Consider the following 19,425-nt stretch of genomic DNA (forward strand, 5'->3'; position numbering starts at 1 on the left):
TGAATTTATAACTGAGTTTGTCACGAATACGGCAATCATTGCGTCAAAAAAGATGGTTAGGCTTTGACTCGGTGCTGAAAACCCTGTTATTATCGCAGGTTTTCCGGGGAAATTTTCTACCAATGAATGCTTTTGTGATCGACGCCTTTGATTTTTGTCGTATCAGCGGGAGCCGCGAGGGTGTAACTCCTGTCGCTGAAATGACCCGGTTGACCAAGGATTGTGCAGATGCTTCCGGCGAGATCGCCTGGAAGATCGTCGGCGGCACCAGCAAGCTGGGCTACCCACAACTGACCTTGTCGGTCAACGGCACCGTTCAGCTGGTTTGCCAGCGCTGCCTGACTCCGTATGCTTACGCAATTGATTCGACGACCACTCTGATGCTGGGCAAGGATGACGAGCACGCGGACGAGATCGAAGAAATCATCAACGATGAAACGATCGACGTGATCGTCGGCAGCCGCAGCATGGATGCCGCGGCCCTGATCGAAGATGAAGCCTTGCTGGCCCTGCCGCAGGTACCCAAACACGACGTCTGCCCCGATACGGCGCAGCTCGATGCTCTCAAGACTGAAAAGAAGTCGCCGTTTGCGGCCCTGAAGGACTTGAAGCCAGAATAATTTGTAGTGCGTAAAGAACGTGTCAAACGCGTGTTGTAATCGAGTATGGCAAGTGTAGTGAAAATGTAATTGTAATAAACGATGTCGGTCCGGGCTATTTTCGGGTAGTCTTTGCCGCTGGGATACTCGATTCGCATGTATTTGCCAATCGATTGTGCTAAAATTTTAGAACTTATGTATTAGGAGTCATCATGGCAGTTCAACAGAACAAGAAAACCCCTTCCAAGCGCGGCATGCACCGTTCGCACGACTTCCTGGTCGCGCCGCAATTGAGCGTCGAGCCAGTTACCGGCGAAACACACCTGCGTCACCATATCAGCCCTAACGGCTTCTATCGTGGCCGTAAAGTGTTGAAGACCAAAAACGACGAGTAATCAACGTTTTTGTTGGGTAAGATGAAAGCGGTGTTGCGTGGTTATTCGGCGTGGCGCCGCTTCTTCTTTTCTATCGGCTGCAATTCATCTTGCGCACCCGTCATTTTGAATCACGCTGTCCAGGTCTGTGCATGACATGCTGCGCCCTGCATATGCTCCAGTCCGATTCACATCTTGCCGCACGCCCGCAGCGGTATTGAATCAACACAAATGACAATCAAAATTTCTATCGACTGCATGGGCGGAGATCATGGTCCCTCAGTCACTATCGCCGCAGCAATTTCCTTCGTAAAACATGAGCCTGAAGCCGAACTGATCCTTGTTGGATTGGAAGACGTGATCCGTGCCGAACTGAAGAAACATAAAGCCGACACGCATCCGCGCCTGTCGGTATTGCATGCCTCCGAACAAGTTACCATGGACGATCCCCTGGAAGTGGCCCTGCGCCGCAAGAAGGATTCCTCCATGCGCGTGGCCATCGAACAGGTCAAGAGCGGCGCGGCGCAAGCCTCCGTTTCCGCCGGTAATACGGCAGCCCTGATGGCCGTGTCGCGCTATGTATTGAAAACCATGTCCGGCGTCGACCGCCCGGCCATCTGCAGCATCCTGCCGAATCAAAAGAACGGCCCGACCTACATGCTGGACCTGGGGGCCAACGTCGATTGCGAACCGCATCACTTGCACCAGTTCGCCATCATGGGTTCCGTGCTGGTGTCCGCCATGGAAGGTATAGCCCGCCCGACGATCGGCTTGCTGAACGTGGGCACGGAAGATATCAAGGGCAATGAAGTGGTGAAACTCACCGCGAAGCTGCTGCAGGCCGACCACGAGCGTGGCGCGCTGAACTTCTACGGCAACGTGGAAGGCAACGATATTTTCAAGGGTACGACCGATATCGTCGTCTGCGACGGTTTTGTCGGCAATGTCACCCTGAAGGCCATCGAGGGCCTGGCGCGCCTCATGAAGGACGTGCTCACTTCCGAATTCAAGCGCAACCCGATCACCATGCTGGGTGCACTGATCGCCCGGGGTGCCCTGAGGGCCATCGGCAACCGCCTGAATCCTTCGCGTTACAACGGCGCCAGCCTGCTGGGCTTGCGTGGCCTTGTCTTCAAGAGCCATGGCAGCGCCGATGCCTATTCGTTTGAATGGGCCTTGCGCCGTGCCTTTGATGCGGCAAAAAATGACGTGCAAGCGCACTTGGCCAGTCTGATCGCCGAGCTGATGCCGCGCACGCCAGTACCGGATGAACCTACTTCAACAAGCTCTACCATTTAGTGGACGGGTACTTGCATGACTGTTTTTAGCAAAACTTACAGCAAAATTATCGGCACCGGCAGCTACTTGCCGGAGAAGCGCGTCACCAATCAGGACTTGACCGAACAGCTCGCCGCCAAGGGCATCGAGACGTCGGATGAATGGATCGTCTCGCGCAGCGGTATCTCGGCGCGCCATTACGCGGCGCCGTCGCAAAACTCCTCGGACCTGGGCGTGGAAGCGGCCAAAAAAGCCCTGGAAATGGCGGGCCTGAGCGGCAACGACCTGGACCTGATCATCGTCGCCAGCTCGACCCCCGATTTCTTCGGCAGCTTCCCCAGCACCGCCTGCATCGTGCAGAGCAAGCTGGGCATCACGAATAACTGCGCCGCCGTCGACGTGCAAGCCGTCTGCAGCGGTTTTGTATATGCAGTCGCTACCGCCGATAGCTTTATTCAATCTGGCATGCACAAGAATGTGCTGGTGATCGGCGCGGAAGTGTTTTCGCGCATCCTCAATTTCGACGACCGCGGCACCTGCGTGCTGTTCGGCGACGGCGCCGGCGCCATTGTCATGACGGCCTCCAAGGAGCCCGGCATCCTCGCTACCAAGCTGCATGCAGATGGTCGCCACTCGAACATCCTCAGCGTACCAGGCAGCGTGGCAGGCGGGGCGCTGGCCGGCAGTGCCTTCCTGTACATGGATGGCCCGGCCGTGTTCAAACTGGCCGTGTCCGTGCTGGAAAAGGTCGCGCACGAAGCCTTGGCCCACGCCAACATGACATCGGACCAGATCGACTGGCTGATCCCGCACCAGGCGAACATCCGCATCATGAACAGCACGGCCAAGAAACTCGGCTTGCCGCTGGACAAGATGGTTGTTACCGTCGACCAGCATGGCAATACCTCGGCAGCGTCTATCCCGCTGGCGCTGGACATCGCCGTGCGCGACGGCCGCGTCAAGAAGGGTGACAACGTCATGATGGAAGGCGTGGGCGGCGGCTTTACCTGGGGCGCCGTGCTGGCGCGCATGTAATCCCGCAATACTATTAAAAAACGGAGTCGACATGACACAATTTGCATTTGTTTTCCCAGGCCAAGGCTCGCAAGCGATTGCGATGCTCGACGGTTTCGCCGGCAACCCCGTGGTTGCGCAGACCGTGGCCGAAGCGTCGGAAGCCCTGCAATTCGACCTGGGCAAGCTGATCGCCGAAGGTCCGAAGGAAGAGCTGGACCTGACCACCAACACGCAACCCGTGATGCTGACGGCGGCCGTGGCTTTCTACCGTGCATGGCTGGCAGCGGGCGGTCCCGTGCCGAACGTTGTTGCTGGCCATAGTCTCGGTGAATACTCGGCGCTCGTCGCCGCCGGCGTCATTTCGTTCAAGGATGCCGTGCCGCTCGTGCGCTTCCGCGCGCAAGCCATGCAGGAAGCCGTGCCGGTAGGGCAGGGCACGATGGCCGTCGTGCTGGGCCTGTCGGATGACGACGTGCGCGCCGCCTGTGCGGAAGCGGCGGCGGAGAACCCGGCCCTGGTGGTCGAGCCTGTCAATTTCAATGCCCCAGCGCAAGTCGTCATCGCCGGCCACACGGCTGCAGTCGAGCGTGCCTGCGAACTGGCCAAGGCCAAGGGCGCCAAGCGCGCCATGAAGCTGCCCGTCTCGGCGCCATTCCATTCGTCGTTGCTGAAACCAGCATCGGACCGTTTACGCGAGTACATGGCCAGCTTGACGTTCGCCGCACCGCAGATCGCCCTGATCAACAACGTCGACGTGGCCATCGTCAACGATGTCGCCGGCATCAAGGATGCGCTGGTGCGCCAGGCAGCGAGCCCCGTGCGCTGGGTGGAAACCATGCAGAAAGTGGCTGCCGACGGTATCACGCAAGTGATCGAGTGCGGTCCGGGCAAGGTTCTGATGGGCCTGGCCAAGCGCATCGATCCGGTGCTGGTGGGCGACGCCATTGTTGACCAGGCATCGCTGGAACGCATTTTGACGCAGCTCAAATAAACATCAGATTGCGGCAGCCTGCCTGCCGCGCTTGCTTTTAAGGATACTCATGAATTTAGCAAATCAAGTCGTGCTGGTGACGGGCGCTTCGCGCGGCATCGGTCGCGCCATCGCCACCGAACTGGGCAAGCAGGGCGCCACCGTAGTTGGCACTGCCACCTCGGAAAGCGGCGCGCAAGCCATCACCGATTACCTGGCCGCCGAAGGCGTGGCGGGTAAGGGTCTGGTCCTGAACGTGACCGATGCGGCGCGCTGCGCGGCCGTCGTCGATGAAGTGCAGAAAACCTATGGCAGCCTGTCGATCCTCGTCAACAATGCGGGTATCACGCAAGACCAGCTGGCCATGCGCATGAAGGATGACGAGTGGGATAGCGTCATTTCCACCAACCTGTCGGCCGTCGGCCGCCTGTCGCGCGCAGTACTGCGTGGCATGATGAAGGCCAAAGCTGGGCGTATCATCAATATCACGTCGGTGGTGGCCTCGTCGGGCAATCCGGGGCAAATGAATTACGCGGCGGCCAAGGCCGGCGTGGAAGGCATGAGCCGCGCCCTGGCGCGCGAAATCGGCAGCCGCAACATTACCGTGAACTGCATCGCCCCCGGCTTCATCGATACCGACATGACCAAGGCCCTGAGCGAAGAGCAGCACGCGGCCCTGTTGACGCAAATTCCCCTGTCCCGCCTGGGCAAACCGGAAGATGTGGCAGCGGCGGCGGCCTTTCTGGCCTCGCCGCAAGCGGCGTATATCACGGGCACGACCCTGCACGTGAACGGCGGAATGTACATGAATTGATGTGAAAGGCAGGCAGGGCGGGCGTTTGTGGCATGATTCAACGATCGTTTTTGTCTATAATCACATCTTTTAGCAGCAGCTTCGGTCGAATTAGCAGCAGACACCGAAATTAGTATTCGGACGCGCAAACCTGATAAAATGCGCGCACTTTCCGTAACACACACTTTGGAGCCATAACATGTCGGATATCGAACAACGCGTTAAGAAAATCGTCGCTGAGCAACTGGGCGTTGCAGAAGCAGACATCAAAATCGAATCCTCCTTCGTCGACGATCTCGGCGCCGATTCCCTGGACACCGTGGAACTGGTCATGGCCCTGGAAGACGAATTCGAAATGGAAATCCCTGACGAACAAGCTGAAAAAATCACCACCGTGCAACAGGCGATCGACTACGCCACCGCACACGTCAAGGCCTAAGCCTGTCTGACCGACTTCAGGAGAATCGCTTGAGCCGTTCTAAAAACCGTCGTGTTGTTGTCACCGGCCTAGGCTGTGTTTCACCTGTCGGCAATACTATTGCCGAGGCGTGGGGCGCAATCATTGAAGGTAAATCCGGCATTGCCACGATTACCAAGTTTGATGCATTGCCCTTCACCACGCATTTTGCCGGTGAAGTCAAAGGTTTCAATATCGAAGAGTACATCTCCGGTAAGGAAGCCCGCCACATGGATACCTTTATCCATTACGGCATGGCTGCAGGCATCCAGGCGATGCAGGACTCCGGTCTGGAAGTGACCGAGGAAAACGCCGAGCGCATCGGCGTGATCATCGGTTCCGGTATCGGCGGCTTGCCGCTGATCGAGGAAACCAAATCCGAGTACGAAAAGCGCGGTCCGCGCCGTATCTCGCCATTTTTCGTGCCTGCCTCGATCATTAACATGATTTCTGGCAACCTTTCGATCAAATATGGTCTGAAGGGTCCGAATCTGGCGATCGTGACGGCGTGTACCACCGGTTTGCACAGCATAGGCGCTGCCGCGCGCATGATCGAGTACGGCGATGCCGACGTCATGATCGCCGGTGGTGCTGAATCGACCGTGTCGCCGCTGGGCCTGGGCGGTTTCGCCTCGGCTCGTGCCTTGTCGACCCGCAACGACGATCCGGCAACGGCATCGCGTCCGTGGGATGCCGACCGCGACGGCTTCGTGCTGGGCGAGGGCGCTGGTGTCATGGTGCTGGAAGAGTACGAGCACGCGGTGGCCCGTGGTGCCAAGATCTATGCCGAAGTGCATGGTTTCGGGATGAGCGCAGATGCTTATCACATGACCTCGCCGCTGGAAGATGGTAGCGGCGGCAGCAAATCGGTGATCGCGGCCCTCAACAACGCAGGCTTGAATCCGGATCAGATTCAGTACCTGAACGCGCACGGCACGTCGACCCCGCAAGGCGACGTGGCGGAAGTGATGGGTATCAAACGCACCTTCGGCGAGCATGCCAAGCATATGGTCGTCAACTCGACGAAGTCGATGACGGGCCATTTGCTGGGCGGCGCGGGCGGTCTGGAAGCGGTGTTTACGGTCCTGGCGTTGCACCATCAGGTGTCGCCACCGACCATCAACATCTTCAACCAGGATCCAGCTTGCGATCTCGATTTCTGTGCCAACACGGCGCGGGATATGAAGATCGATTATGCGGTGAAGAATTCGTTCGGCTTCGGCGGAACGAATGGCACGCTGATTTTCGGTAAAGCGAAATAAGCAGGAACTTTCAAGCGCTCGCTACGGTCAAACCGTAGTGAGCGCTGATTCGGTGCCAACGTTCGTTGGTGCCTGAATTTGCCCGGCATGGTGCCGGCGCGCCTGATGTTTTCCCCTTTGAGTTGTCACTATGTCGATCGCGGTAGCGGCTGTCATTCGCACGCCTGTCTGTTTGCGCCTGCTGCAAGCGGTGCTGGGGCTGTGTGCTGTGCTGGCAGCCTGCCCCTTGAGCGGCGCGTGGCGCGTTGCGGCCCTGTCCGAGCCTGGCCCCGGCCAGCTGGTGGGCGGCTATGCGCTGGGCTGGCCCGGTGCCCTGCCGAGTGCGACTGGCGGCGTGTTTTTGCTGGCTTTGCTGCGCAAGCGCAGAAAGCCGCAGGTGCTTGATATTTCGCCGGTCGGCCAGTTGCGGCTGGGGGTATATCTGGAACATGGCGGGGCGCCGTTGGTGCCGCCTGTGCTGCGCCTGTTGCCCGGTTCGACCCTGTGGCCATCGCTGCTGGTGCTGTGCCTGGCCGATGCCGCGGGGCGACGCACGCAGGTGCTGGTGCAGCGTGGCAGCGCTTGCACCGCCTTCCGTCCGCTGGCCGTGGCGTGCCGGGCCATTGCGGCGCGGAGCGGGGACGAATAAAAGTGGGGCGAACACTGAACTTCTTGCAGCGGGCCAACTCTATATCCATACAGGCGCCCACGCTGCATGCGAACAGGGGCATCGGGCGTGAGCACAGAGCGCGAGTATGATCAGTTACTGGTCGAGCGGGTGCAGGCTGGCGACAAACGGGCATTCGATGTGCTGGTATCGAAATATCAGCGCCGCTTGATGCGTCTTGTGTCGCGACTTGTGCATGACCCGGCGGAGGCCGAAGATGTGGTGCAGGAAACCTTTATCAAGGCATACCGGGCGCTGCGCCATTTTCGCGGCGATGCCGCCTTTTATACCTGGTTGTATCGCATCGGCATCAATACGGCCAAGAATTATCTCGTCACGCAGGGGCGGCGCGCCGCCACGTCCTGCGATGCCGACGTCGAGCAGGCGGAATCCTTCGATGACGGCACTAAATTGCGCGACAACAATACGCCCGAATCCGTGCTGGCCAGCAAGCAGATTGCAGTCACCGTCAATGCGGCCATGGAAGTGCTGCCCATCGAGCTGCGCACGGCCATCGTGCTGCGCGAGATCGAGGGCCTCAGCTATGAAGAGATTTCGGAAATCATGGCGTGCCCCATTGGCACCGTGCGCAGCCGCATTTTTCGCGCGCGCGAAGTGATCGCGGAGAAATTGAAACCGTTGTTGGATATGCCGATTGACAAGCGCTGGTAATCTGGGGAGTATGAGGTTGGCATGGCTGCGTCCGGTTTCCGCAACTATTCTCTTGAAATGGCAGGACCCATCATGGATACGCATACACGATTGCACGAGACGATTTCCGCCCTGGCCGATGGTGAGCTGGCGGCGAGCGAACTCGAACTGGCTTTCGCGGCCCTCGATACGCCATCGGGGCGGCAAGCCTGGACTGCCTATCGCCTGATCGGTGACGTGCTGCGCTCGGAGCAGTGCGGCCATGCCTTGGGCGCCGAATTCGACGCACGCCTGGCCAGGCGCCTGGCCGCCGAGGCGGCGCCTGACGAGCAGGCTGTCCACGCGGAGCCATTGCAACCTCTGTCCCCTGCCATCGTGCCGCTGGGCACTGCCGAGCCGCTGGAGGCGGGGCCGCTGGCACAGCGCTAGCGCTGCGGCATCTTATGCCAGGCTTAACTTGCCCCTGGCCCTCTTGACACCGGACTTCGCTACGATTGACACTCTGTGCTGGCAATATCTTGCTTTTGCGATATATTGTTGCATTGCTTTCCATGCGCGCTGCCAGGTGTGTTTACCCCTGGGTCTCCGTCATGACGGCCAATCATGCGCGTAGGCAATCGCCTGATCCGTTTTAATACTCGAAAAGATCCTTTCCATGAAAAAAAACATGTGTGTCGCCAGCAAGTCGTTTTCAGTGAAGACGCTTTCCGCCTTATTGTTCGGTACGGCTGGTCTCTTTCTCGCTCCCACTATGCTGGGCCTGGCGCCACAGGCGCACGCGGCCGTGCCGGCCATGAAGTTGCCTGATTTCGCTGACCTGGTCGATGCCGTCGGTCCGGCCGTGGTGAATATTCGTACCACCGAGCGCCTGAAGATGAATACGCCCGGTGCGGGCGGCCAGGATGAACAGGAAATGCAGGAATTCCTGCGCCGCTTCTTTGGCGGCGCCATGCCTGTGCCGCGCCAGCAGGCACCGCGTGGCGGTCGTCGCGCCGTGCCGCAGGAGCAGGAAGTGCAGCGCGGCGTCGGTTCCGGTTTCATCATCTCGGCCGATGGTTACGTGCTGAGCAATGCCCACGTGGTCGATGGCGCCGACGAGGTGTACGTGACCCTGACGGACAAGCGCGAATTCAAGGCCAAGGTGATCGGCGCTGACGCCCGCACCGACGTGGCCCTGCTGAAAATCGAGGGCGCCAACCTGCCGCGCCTGACCATCGGCGACTCGGACAAGATACGCGTGGGCGAGTGGGTGATCGCCATCGGTTCGCCATTCAACCTGGAAAATACGGTGACGGCCGGCATCATTTCCGCCAAGTCCCGCGATACGGGCGACTACCTGCCCCTGATCCAGAGCGACGTGGCCGTCAACCCTGGCAACTCGGGCGGTCCCTTGATCAATATGCGCGGCGAAGTGATCGGCATCAACTCGCAGATCGCCACTTTGTCCGGCGCCTACAATGGCATTTCATTTGCCGTACCGATCGATGAAGCCATGCGCGTGGGCGAGCAGCTGAAAAAGACGGGTAAAGTGGTGCGCGGGCGCATCGGCGTGCAGATCGGCGAAGTGAGCAAGGACGTGGCGGAATCGCTGGGCTTGCCGAACGCCAAGGGCGCGCAAGTGTCGATGGTGGAGCCGGGTGGCGCGGCCGACAAGGCGGGTATCAAGCCGGGCGACATCATCCTGAAATTCAACGGCGCGGCCATCGAGCGCTGGTCCGACGTGCAGCGCCTGGTCGGTGACGCCACTCTTAATGGCAAGTCCAACATCACCATCTGGCGCAATGGCGCGCAGCAGACCTTGCCCATCACCGTGAGCGAACTGGAAGGCGACAAGACGGCCAAGAAGTCGGAAGCGCAAGCCGTCAATGCACTGGGGCTGAAGGTCAGCGACGTGCCGGCCGCGAAAAAGCAGGAATTGAGGATCGACGCGGGCGCGCTGGTCGACGATGCGGATGGGGTGGCGGCCCTGGCCGGCCTGCAGCCTGGCGATGTGATCTTGCAATTGAACAACGTTGCCGTGAAAGATGCCAAGCAGTTCAATGCCCTGGTGGCCAAGCTCGATCCGAAGAAGCCGTCGGCCGTGCTGGTGCGCCGTGGCAATACGGCGCAATTCGTCTCGCTGCGCCCGTCAGCCAAGTAAATTCTGGGGGTAGTCCCTGCGGGATCGGAATTCAAGCCACTGGCTTGAATTCCCCCGTCGGTACTAGGCGTCCCCGTCCGACCCCAGCCTTCCTTTGCGCCATCACTAAAATATGCACTTCACTCTCTATTCCCGCAGCTACTGCCATTTATGCCAGGATATGCTCGACGCCCTGTTCCTGTTGCAGTCGCCTGACAAGCCGTTTGCGGTGGAAGTGATCGATATCGATGCTTCGCCCGATGCCTCGCTGCTGGCGCGCTTCGACGAACTGGTGCCGGTGCTGTTTGGCGACCTGGCGCAGCCGGAGCTCTGCCATTATTTTCTGGACGAGGCTGCCGTGCGTCGCTGCCTGTCGTAGCTTAAATAACAATATTCACGCTGCATTGCACCATCCTGGTGCTGTAAACAGCTGAAAATGTCGGCTTGCCCAGTGCCGGCCTCTGAAAGACGGGCTTTCTACTCTGAAATCCGGTAAAATGGGAAGGTCGAAAAAGCTACTGTCCGAGGCAGCAGCTTCTGTCGCTTCAAAAGCGCTCGCCTGGGCATGCAGATGTCCTGCTCGGAGCGCTTTTTTCATCATGAGTGGGGCGCCCGGTGTTGGCCCTGTTTGGCCCGGACATGATCCCCTTGATTCCTGTTAAAGCAGTGTTGTCACTCGCACATATATTAGTTAATGAATAACATACGCAACTTCTCCATCATCGCCCATATTGACCACGGTAAATCGACCCTGGCTGACCGCATCATTCAATTGTGCGGCGGCTTGTCCGACCGCGAGATGGAGGCGCAGGTGCTCGATTCGATGGATCTGGAGCGCGAGCGCGGCATTACCATCAAGGCGCAGACGGCGGCCCTGCACTACAAGGCACGCGATGGCCAGATCTACAACCTGAACCTGATCGATACACCAGGCCACGTCGACTTCAGCTATGAAGTGTCGCGCTCGCTGTCGGCGTGCGAAGGCGCGCTGCTGGTGGTTGACGCGTCGCAAGGCGTGGAAGCGCAAACGGTCGCCAACTGCTATACGGCGCTGGACCTGGGCGTGGAAGTGGTGCCCGTCCTGAACAAGATCGACTTGCCGAACGCGGACCCGCCGAACGCCATTGCCGAAATCGAAGACGTGATCGGCATCGACGCGGCCGACGCCGTGCATTGCTCGGCCAAGACGGGCTTCGGCGTGCTGGACGTGCTCGAGCAGCTGATCGTCAAGGTGCCGCCACCGAAGGGCGACCCCGATGCGCCGCTGCAGGCGCTGATCGTCGATTCCTGGTATGACGCCTATGTGGGCGTGGTCATGCTGGTACGCGTGGTCAACGGCACCCTGAAACCGAAAGACAAGATCCGCCTGATGGCCACCGATTCGGTGCAGCTGGTGGAAGACATCGGCGTATTTTCTCCCCGTTCGCAATCCTTGCCGCAATTGTCGGCAGGCCAGGTGGGCTTCATCATCGCCGGCATCAAGGAATTGAAGGCGGCCAAGGTGGGCGATACCGTCACCCTGGTCAGCCGTCCTGCCGCCGCGCCATTGCCTGGCTTCAAGGAAGTGCAGCCGCAAGTGTTCGCCGGCCTGTTCCCCGTGGAAGCGAACCAGTACGACGCGCTGCGCGACTCGCTGGAAAAGCTGAAACTGAACGACGCGGCCCTGATGTACGAGCCGGAAGTGTCACAGGCGCTGGGCTTCGGCTTCCGCTGCGGCTTCCTGGGCTTGCTGCACATGGAAATCGTGCAGGAACGCCTCGAGCGCGAATTCGATATGGACCTGATCACCACGGCGCCAACCGTGGTGTATGAAGTGATCCAGCGCGACGGCACCATGATCAACGTCGACAACCCGTCGAAGATGCCCGATCCGTCGCGCATCGAGGAAGTGCGCGAGCCTATCGTCACGGTCAATCTGTACATGCCGCAGGAATACGTGGGCTCCGTGATTACCCTGTGTATCGGCAAGCGCGGCATCCAGATGGACATGAGCTACCACGGCCGCCAGGTCAAGCTCGTGTATGAAATGCCGATGGCCGAGATCGTGCTGGACTTCTTTGACCGCCTGAAATCGACGTCGCGCGGTTATGCCTCGATGGATTACGAGTTCAAGGAATACCGCGCGGCCGACGTGGTCAAGGTCGACATGCTGATCAACAGCGAAAAAGTCGATGCGCTGGCCATCATCGTCCACCGTTCGAACAGCCAGTACCGTGGCCGCCAGGTGGCCGCCAAGATGCGCGAACTGATCCCGCGCCAGATGTTCGACGTGGCCATCCAGGCGACCATCGGCGCGAACATCATTTCGCGCGAGAACGTGAAAGCCTTGCGCAAGAACGTGCTGGCCAAGTGCTATGGCGGCGACATCAGTCGCAAGAAAAAATTGCTGGAAAAACAAAAAGCGGGTAAGAAACGCATGAAGCAGGTAGGTTCCGTGGAAATCCCTCAAGAGGCATTCCTGGCAATTTTACAAGTGGATGGTTAATAATGAACCTGCAAGTAATTTTAGGAAACTTCGCTTTAATCCTGTTCGTGCTGATGGTGTTGACGGGCCTGGTCTGGTGCCTGGATGTGTTTTATCTGTCCAAGCAGCGCCGCAAGGCGGCCGACCGCGCCCTGGCTGATTTCGATGCGCGCCAGTCCAAGCTGGCCGCTGAGGGCATCAAGTCCGATGCGGGCGGCAGCCGCGCGACCATTGAGGCAGCGCTGTTGCGCCAGCCGACCTGGGTCGAGTATTCGGGCAGCTTCTTCCCCGTCATCGCCCTGGTGTTCTGCCTGCGCTCCTTCCTGTACGAACCATTCAAGATCCCGTCGAGCTCGATGGTGCCGACCTTGCTGGTGGGCGATTTGATCCTGGTCAACAAGTTCACCTATGGCATCCGTTTGCCGATCGTCAACAAGCGCATCATTGAAGTCAACGATCCGCAGCGCGGTGACGTGATGGTGTTCAAGTACCCGAAAGATATGTCGCAAGACTATATCAAGCGGGTGATCGGCGTGCCCGGTGATAAAATCACCTATGAAAACAAGCGCTTGACGGTCAACGGCAAGGAAGTGCGGTACACGCCGCTGGACGACTACCTTGATGACGAAAGCACTGTGTATCACAAGCAGCTGGAAGAAAATCTGACGGGCGTGAGCCACCGCATCCTCAACGACGAACCGGCTCCCACGTTGAACTTGCGCGAAGTGAAGGATTTCCCGCACAAGGACGCGTGCAACTACAACGAAGACGGTTTTACGTGTGTGGTGCCACAAGGCAATTACTTCATGATGGGCGATAACCGCGACAATAGCGCGGACAGCCGCTACTGGGGCTTCGTGCCGAACGAGAACATCGTCGGCAAGGCATTCCTGGTGTGGATGAACTTCAGTAACCCGAAACGCGTGGGCGGCATACACTAGGCCGGCCAGGTCTCCAGAGACCACCCATGGCTGCCGCGCCGGATTCCCCGCGCGGCGGCCAGCCGAATTACTCAGATGATACAGAAACAACAATGAATCTTCAGCTATTGCAAACCCGTTTAGGCTATACGTTCCAGGATGCTGGCCTGTTGCAGCAAGCCTTGACGCATCGTAGCCACAGCAGTTTGCATAATGAGCGGCTGGAATTCCTGGGCGACTCCATCCTCAACTGCGTGGTCGCCTCCATCCTGTACGAACGCTTCAAGTCCATCGACGAGGGCGACCTGTCGCGCTTGCGCGCCAACCTGGTGAAGCAGCAGTCGCTGTATGAGATCGCGCAAAGGCTGGAATTGTCGCAATTCCTGCGCCTGGGCGAAGGCGAGTTGAAGTCGGGCGGTTTCCGCCGTCCATCGATCCTCGCAGATACCCTGGAAGCCTTGCTGGGCGCGATTTTCCTCGATACGGGTTTCGACGCCGCCAGCACGGTGATCCGCGCCTTCTACATTCCCATCCTCGACTCGGTCGATCCGCAAACCCTGGGCAAGGATGCCAAGACCTTGCTGCAGGAGTTTTTGCAAAGCAAGAAAATTTCGCTGCCACAGTACAACGTGGTGGCCACCCATGGCGCCGCCCACAGCCAGGAATTCGAGATCGAATGCCTGGTGCCGAAATTGAACATCCAGGTCTACGGCCGTGGCGGAAGCCGCCGCGCCGGTGAGCAAGCCGCCGCCAAACTGGCGCTGGACGTGGCCGAGCAGGCGCTGTTGAAGTCGCCAGCCGCCAGCCGCAAGCCCAAACCGCGCGCCGCCCAGCTCAAGCTGGCCGGCATTGCCACCATCCAGAGCGACGACGCGGCAGCCCCTGCGGCCCCGGCGATCGCCGCTCACACTAAACAGAATCGACACTAGCATGACAGCCACTAAAATGCCCGACAACTTCCGCTGTGGCTATATCGCCATCGTGGGCCGCCCCAACGTGGGCAAATCGACCCTGATGAACGTGCTGATCGGCGCGAAGGTCAGCATCACTTCGCGCAAGGCGCAAACCACGCGCCACCGCATCACGGGCATCCAGACGGTGCCGGATGCGCAGTTCATCTACGTCGACACGCCCGGCTTCCAGACGCGCCACTCGAACGCGCTGAACAAGACGCTGAACAAGACCGTCACGAACACCCTGATTTCCTCGGATGTGATTTTGTACGTGATCGAGGCGGGCACCTTTGGTCCGGCCGACCAGCAAGTGATGGACCTGCTGCCGAAGGAAGTGCCATGCATCCTCGTCATCAACAAATCCGACCGCGTCAAGGACAAGGCCGTGCTGCTGCCGTTCGCGCAAAAGATCGCCGCCATGCGCGACTTCGCCGCCATCGTGCCCGTGTCCGCCAAGCTGCATTTTCAGCTGGAAGGCTTGCAGAACGAGATCAAGCGCTTCTTGCCGGAAAACCAGCCCATCTTCGGACCTGACGACATCACGGACCGCAGCGAGAAATTCCTTGCCTCGGAAATCGTGCGAGAAAAATTGTTCCGCTTCGTGGGCGACGAATTGCCGTACACGAGTACCGTGCTGATCGAGAAATTCGAGCAGGAAGGCGATCTGCGCCGCGTGTTCGCCGCCATCCTGGTCGAGCGCGATACGCACAAGTCCATGATTATCGGCAACAAGGGCGCGCGCCTGAAGGAAGTCTCCACCCAGGCCCGCCTGGACATGGAAAAACTGTTCGGCGGCCCCGTGTACCTGGAAATCTGGGTCAAGGTCAAATCGGGCTGGGCCGACAACGAGGCGGGCTTGCGCGCCTACGGCTACGAGTAATCCGCAACCCGGGGGCGACGCCACACGCATGAGCACCACCACGCCAGCGCAGCCTGAGCTCGCGCCAGCTTCATCTGCTGTCTGCGTACCTGTCCCCGCGCCGGTGGCCATCGCGCCGCCGGCCGCAACTTCCGCACCGCCGCCAAGGCGCAGCCGTCCGCCCGCGCGCGACGGCAAGGTCGCGGGCCAGCCAGCCTTCGTGCTGCACAGCTATCCGCATAAAGAAACCAGCCTCATCGTCGACGTGTTTACGCGCGAATACGGCCGCATTGCGCTCGTCGCCAAGGGCGCCAAGCGGCCCCATTCGCAGTTGCGCGGCGTGCTGCAGACCTTCCAGCCCCTGCAGGCGGGCTGGACGGGCAAATCCGAACTGCGTATTTTGACGGGCGCCGAATGGGTGGGAGGCATGCTGCCGCTGGAAAAGACGGCCCTGCTGTGCGGCTTTTATCTGAACGAATTGCTGGTGAAACTGCTGGCGCGCGACGACCCGCATCCCGTCCTGTTCGACCACTACGTTGCTACCTTGAATCAACTGGCGCACAATGAGCCGCCGCCCATCGTGCTGCGCAAGTTCGAGCGGGCCCTGCTCAAGGAAACGGGCGTGGCGGCCGACCTGACGCGCTGCACGGGCACGCGCCAGGCCGTTGAGGCGGGGCAGGTGTACGTGGTCGACCCGGAACGGGGGCCACGTCCGGCACGCGCCAGCGATGTCTGGCCGAAGATCACGGGCAAGACCCTGCTCGACATGGAGCGCGAAGATTATCTTGACGTGGCCACGCAGGCGCAAAGCAAGTTGCTGATGCGCTTTTTGCTGGCCCATCAACTGGGGGGCGCCACCTTGAACACGCGCCAGATACTGATCGATTTAATGCAGCTGTAGTGCTGCTCTTTACATTGCAGCGCTACGGCACTTTACGGATACCATTACTATGAGCTTTCTGCAGCCTTCCGGCCCCGTCATCGACCTGGGCGTCAATATCGACCACGTGGCCACCTTGCGCAATGCGCGCGGCACCGCCTATCCGGACCCAATCCGCGCGGCCCTGCTGGCCGAACAGGCGGGCGCCGATGCCATCACCCTGCATTTGCGCGAAGACCGGCGCCACATCAAGGATGCGGACGTGATCGCCATCGCACCGCAATTGCTCACGCGCATGAACCTGGAAGCGGCCGTGACGCAGGAAATGATCGATTTCGCCTGCCGCATCAAGCCTGCCGACGTCTGCCTGGTGCCCGAAAAGCGCACCGAAGTGACCACCGAAGGTGGCCTGGACGTGGTGCGCTACTTCAAGGAAGTGCAGGCGGCGGTGAAGCAATTGCAAGGCGAGGGCATCCGCGTCAGCCTGTTCATCGATGCCGACGAGCAGCAGATCGCCGCCGCCGCCGAACTGGGTGCGCCCGTGATCGAGCTGCACACGGGGCGCTACGCGGATACGGCTGGCGCCGAGCAATTGGCCGAGCTGGAACGCATCAAGGCGGGCGTGCTGTTCGGCGTGGGCCGTGGCTTGAAGGTCAACGCGGGCCACGGCTTGCATTACACCAATGTGCAGGCGATTGCCGCCATTCCGGATATTACTGAACTGAATATCGGCCACGCCATCGTCGCGCACGCCGTGTTTGTCGGCTGGGAAAATGCTGTGCGTGAAATGAAGGCCATCATGGTGGCCACGCGCCTGGGCAACAAAGCATAAACGCACGCACAAGGGAGACCGCCATGATCTACGGCATCGGTACCGATATCTGCAAGATTCCCCGCATCGAGGCGGCCCTGGCCCGCCACGGCGAGCGTTTTGCGCAGAAAATACTGGGGCCGCAGGAGCTGGAAAAATTCCGTGCCCGCAGCGCCAAGAATGCCGTGCGCGGCATACGCTTCCTGGCCACGCGCTTCGCGGCCAAGGAGGCGTTTTCCAAGGCCATCGGCCTGGGCTTGCGCATGCCGATGACCTGGCCCGCCGCGCAGATGCTGAACCATCCCAGCGGCAAGCCGGTGATCGTCTGCAGTGGCGTGCTGGCGGAGTTCATGGAAAAGCACCGCCTGAGCGCGCAAGTGACCATCAGCGATGAAGAAGAATATGCGGTCGCGTTTGTGATCGTAGAGCAAGCAGTGTAACTATAAGTGCACAATGAGCCAGCAATGACCGAAGCAAGCCCAGAACCATCCTTGGCGGAAACGCCGCCCGACCCGCGCGTGCAGGTGTTGGCCACTGTCGCCAAGCTGCCGAACTTGCCCGGCGTGTACCGCTATTTCGACTCCGCCGACAAGGTACTGTATGTCGGCAAGGCGCGCGACTTGAAAAAACGCGTCTCCAGCTATTTCCAGAAAAACCTGGCCAGCCCCCGTATCGCCATGATGGTCGAGCGCATCGCGCGCCTGGAAACCACCGTGACGCACAGCGAAGCGGAAGCCTTGATCCTGGAAAACAACCTGATCAAGGCGCTGCAGCCGCGCTACAACATCCTGTTCCGCGACGACAAGTCCTACCCCTACCTGAAGATTACCAGCGGCGATGCGCCGCGCATGGTGTATTACCGGGGCGCGGTGGACAAGAAGAACCAGTATTTCGGGCCGTTCCCCAGTTCCTGGGCCGTCAAGGAATCGATGCAGATCCTGCAAAAGGTGTTCTTGATCCGTACCTGCGAGGACAGCGTCTACGCCAACCGCACGCGGCCCTGCCTGCTGCACCAGATCGGCCGCTGCAGCGCGCCCTGCGTGGACCTGATCAGCAAGGAAGATTATAAAAACGACGTCGAAAACGCGGCACGCTTCCTGCGCGGGCGTCAGAGCGAAGTGATGGCTGACCTGGAAAAGAAAATGCACGCCTTTGCCGCCGAGCTGAAATTCGAGCAGGCGGTGGTGGTGCGCAACCAGATCGCTTCGCTATCGCGCGTGCTGCACCAGCAAAGCATGGAAACGACGGGCGACGCCGATGTCGACATCCTCGCCGTGCTGGTGCAGGGCGGACGCGCCTGCGTCAACCTGGCCATGGTGCGGGGCGGGCGTCACCTGGGCGACCGCGCCTACTTCCCCAGCCAGCTCAGCGATGCGGCGGCGATTGCCGAAGAACCGATCGAGGTGGAAGTTCTGGCCGCTTTCCTGGCGCAGCACTACACGGAAAAATTCATCCCTGGCACCCTGATCTTGAATATCGAATTCGACCAGCCGGCCCTGATGGTGGCATTGATGGAACAGTGCGGCCACCGCATCAACCTGATCTTCCAGCCGCAGGGACAGCGCCGTCAATGGCTGGAGATGGCGCAAAAGGGCGCCGAGATTTCGCTGGCGCGCTTGCTGTCGGAGCAGGGTTCGCAGCAATCGCGCACGCGCGCGCTGGCCGAAGCGCTACGCCTGGAAACGGAGGACCTCGACAGCCTGCGCGTGGAGTGTTTCGACATCAGCCACACGCAGGGTGAGGCGACGCAGGCGTCGTGCGTGGTATTCCATCACCACGCCATGCAGAATGGCGAATACCGGCGCTATAACATCAATGACATCACCCCCGGCGACGATTACGCGGCCATGCGCCAGGTCTTGATGCGTCGTTATGAAAAAGTGGCGAATGGCGATGGCGTCATGCCCGACGTGGTGCTGATCGACGGCGGCAAGGGGCAGATTGAAATGGCGCGCCAGGTGTTTGCCGAACTGGGACTCGATATCAGCTTGATTGTCGGCGTGGCCAAGGGGGAAGGGCGCAAGGTGGGCCTGGAAACACTGCTGTTCGTCGATGGCCGCCCGGCGCAGGAACTGGGCAAGGAATCGGCCGCGCTGATGCTGATCGCGCAAATCCGCGACGAGGCGCACCGCTTCGCCATTACCGGCATGCGCGCCAAGCGTGCCAAGACGCGCCAGACTTCGCGCCTGGAAGAGATAGAGGGCATAGGCGCCAAGCGCCGCCAGAAACTGCTGTCGCGCTTTGGCGGCTTGCGCGGCGTGGTCGATGCCAGCGTTGAGGATTTGATGTCGGTGGAGGGGATTTCGACGCAACTTGCGGAAGAAATCTACAAGCAGCTGCATTGATGGATGATGGCCTGGCCCGGCGCTGCC

General features: G+C 59.9%; 21 protein-coding genes. All 21 read left to right on the forward strand.

All coding sequences use genetic code 11. The features are described 5' to 3' along the window. Window positions 1-122 precede the first annotated feature (122 nt). The 21 genes from ACQ4WZ_RS04455 to uvrC all read left to right on the forward strand — a co-directional run bounded on the left by ACQ4WZ_RS04455 (window position 123) and on the right by uvrC (window position 19,398). Window positions 123-620 (forward strand): YceD family protein, encoded by a 498-nt coding sequence (locus ACQ4WZ_RS04455; protein ID WP_101481975.1) that lies wholly within the window; start codon window positions 123-125, stop codon window positions 618-620. Between the two features lie 191 nt (window positions 621-811). Then, window positions 812-994, forward strand: coding sequence for a 50S ribosomal protein L32 (gene rpmF / locus ACQ4WZ_RS04460; protein WP_010399517.1), 183 nt, complete (start codon window positions 812-814; stop codon window positions 992-994). Between the two features lie 210 nt (window positions 995-1,204). After that, on the forward strand, window positions 1,205-2,272 hold the full coding sequence (gene plsX / locus ACQ4WZ_RS04465; protein ID WP_101481974.1) for a phosphate acyltransferase PlsX: 1,068 nt from the start codon (window positions 1,205-1,207) through the stop codon (window positions 2,270-2,272). Between the two features lie 15 nt (window positions 2,273-2,287). Then, the gene (locus tag ACQ4WZ_RS04470; RefSeq protein WP_101481973.1) at window positions 2,288-3,286 is read left to right on the forward strand and encodes a beta-ketoacyl-ACP synthase III; all 999 of its coding nucleotides are present in this window, start codon (window positions 2,288-2,290) and stop codon (window positions 3,284-3,286) included. 31 nt (window positions 3,287-3,317) lie between these two features. Next, entirely contained in the window at window positions 3,318-4,259 is a 942-nt protein-coding gene (gene fabD / locus ACQ4WZ_RS04475; RefSeq protein ID WP_436572659.1) for an ACP S-malonyltransferase, read from the forward strand. Window positions 4,260-4,308: 49 nt separating this feature from the next. Beyond that, a complete protein-coding gene (gene fabG / locus ACQ4WZ_RS04480) occupies window positions 4,309-5,052 on the forward strand; it encodes a 3-oxoacyl-ACP reductase FabG (protein ID WP_436572660.1) in 744 nt (247 codons plus the stop codon). 178 nt (window positions 5,053-5,230) lie between these two features. Then, window positions 5,231-5,470: an acyl carrier protein gene (gene acpP / locus ACQ4WZ_RS04485; protein WP_008449912.1), complete on the forward strand. Its 240-nt coding sequence runs from the start codon at window positions 5,231-5,233 to the stop codon at window positions 5,468-5,470. Window positions 5,471-5,499: 29 nt separating this feature from the next. Further along, window positions 5,500-6,750 (forward strand): beta-ketoacyl-ACP synthase II, encoded by a 1,251-nt coding sequence (gene fabF / locus ACQ4WZ_RS04490; protein WP_101481971.1) that lies wholly within the window; start codon window positions 5,500-5,502, stop codon window positions 6,748-6,750. A gap of 130 nt (window positions 6,751-6,880) precedes the next feature. Continuing rightward, on the forward strand, window positions 6,881-7,378 hold the full coding sequence (locus tag ACQ4WZ_RS04495) for a hypothetical protein (RefSeq protein WP_101481970.1): 498 nt from the start codon (window positions 6,881-6,883) through the stop codon (window positions 7,376-7,378). A 66-nt stretch (window positions 7,379-7,444) separates the two neighbouring features. Then, entirely contained in the window at window positions 7,445-8,068 is a 624-nt protein-coding gene (rpoE, locus tag ACQ4WZ_RS04500) for an RNA polymerase sigma factor RpoE (protein WP_436572661.1), read from the forward strand. 72 nt (window positions 8,069-8,140) lie between these two features. Further along, window positions 8,141-8,476 (forward strand): sigma-E factor negative regulatory protein, encoded by a 336-nt coding sequence (locus ACQ4WZ_RS04505; protein ID WP_436572662.1) that lies wholly within the window; start codon window positions 8,141-8,143, stop codon window positions 8,474-8,476. A gap of 226 nt (window positions 8,477-8,702) precedes the next feature. After that, window positions 8,703-10,187 carry a DegQ family serine endoprotease gene (locus tag ACQ4WZ_RS04510; protein WP_436572663.1) on the forward strand — a complete coding sequence of 495 codons (1,485 nt, stop codon included), beginning with the start codon at window positions 8,703-8,705 and terminating at the stop codon, window positions 10,185-10,187. 112 nt (window positions 10,188-10,299) lie between these two features. Beyond that, the gene (locus ACQ4WZ_RS04515) at window positions 10,300-10,545 is read left to right on the forward strand and encodes a glutaredoxin family protein (protein WP_436572664.1); all 246 of its coding nucleotides are present in this window, start codon (window positions 10,300-10,302) and stop codon (window positions 10,543-10,545) included. 315 nt (window positions 10,546-10,860) lie between these two features. Continuing rightward, window positions 10,861-12,651 carry a translation elongation factor 4 gene (gene lepA, locus ACQ4WZ_RS04520; protein WP_101481965.1) on the forward strand — a complete coding sequence of 597 codons (1,791 nt, stop codon included), beginning with the start codon at window positions 10,861-10,863 and terminating at the stop codon, window positions 12,649-12,651. A 2-nt stretch (window positions 12,652-12,653) separates the two neighbouring features. Further along, complete coding sequence (gene lepB / locus ACQ4WZ_RS04525) at window positions 12,654-13,571, forward strand: signal peptidase I (protein WP_101481964.1); 918 nt, start codon at window positions 12,654-12,656, stop codon at window positions 13,569-13,571. Between the two features lie 92 nt (window positions 13,572-13,663). After that, the gene (gene rnc / locus ACQ4WZ_RS04530) at window positions 13,664-14,479 is read left to right on the forward strand and encodes a ribonuclease III (protein ID WP_436572665.1); all 816 of its coding nucleotides are present in this window, start codon (window positions 13,664-13,666) and stop codon (window positions 14,477-14,479) included. A gap of 1 nt (window position 14,480) precedes the next feature. After that, window positions 14,481-15,383 (forward strand): GTPase Era, encoded by a 903-nt coding sequence (era, locus tag ACQ4WZ_RS04535; RefSeq protein ID WP_034749612.1) that lies wholly within the window; start codon window positions 14,481-14,483, stop codon window positions 15,381-15,383. Window positions 15,384-15,411: 28 nt separating this feature from the next. Further along, window positions 15,412-16,263, forward strand: coding sequence for a DNA repair protein RecO (gene recO, locus ACQ4WZ_RS04540; protein ID WP_436572666.1), 852 nt, complete (start codon window positions 15,412-15,414; stop codon window positions 16,261-16,263). A gap of 49 nt (window positions 16,264-16,312) precedes the next feature. Next, a complete protein-coding gene (pdxJ, locus tag ACQ4WZ_RS04545) occupies window positions 16,313-17,074 on the forward strand; it encodes a pyridoxine 5'-phosphate synthase (RefSeq protein ID WP_101481962.1) in 762 nt (253 codons plus the stop codon). Window positions 17,075-17,097: 23 nt separating this feature from the next. Then, complete coding sequence (gene acpS / locus ACQ4WZ_RS04550) at window positions 17,098-17,493, forward strand: holo-ACP synthase (protein WP_436572667.1); 396 nt, start codon at window positions 17,098-17,100, stop codon at window positions 17,491-17,493. Window positions 17,494-17,517: 24 nt separating this feature from the next. After that, window positions 17,518-19,398, forward strand: a complete 1,881-nt coding sequence (gene uvrC, locus ACQ4WZ_RS04555) for an excinuclease ABC subunit UvrC (protein ID WP_436572668.1) — start codon at window positions 17,518-17,520, stop codon at window positions 19,396-19,398. The last annotated feature ends 27 nt before the right edge of the window (window positions 19,399-19,425 follow it).

The sequence above is a fragment of the Janthinobacterium darwini genome, from assembly GCF_051380905.1.
In the GTDB taxonomy this organism is placed as follows: Bacteria; Pseudomonadota; Gammaproteobacteria; order Burkholderiales; family Burkholderiaceae_D; genus Janthinobacterium.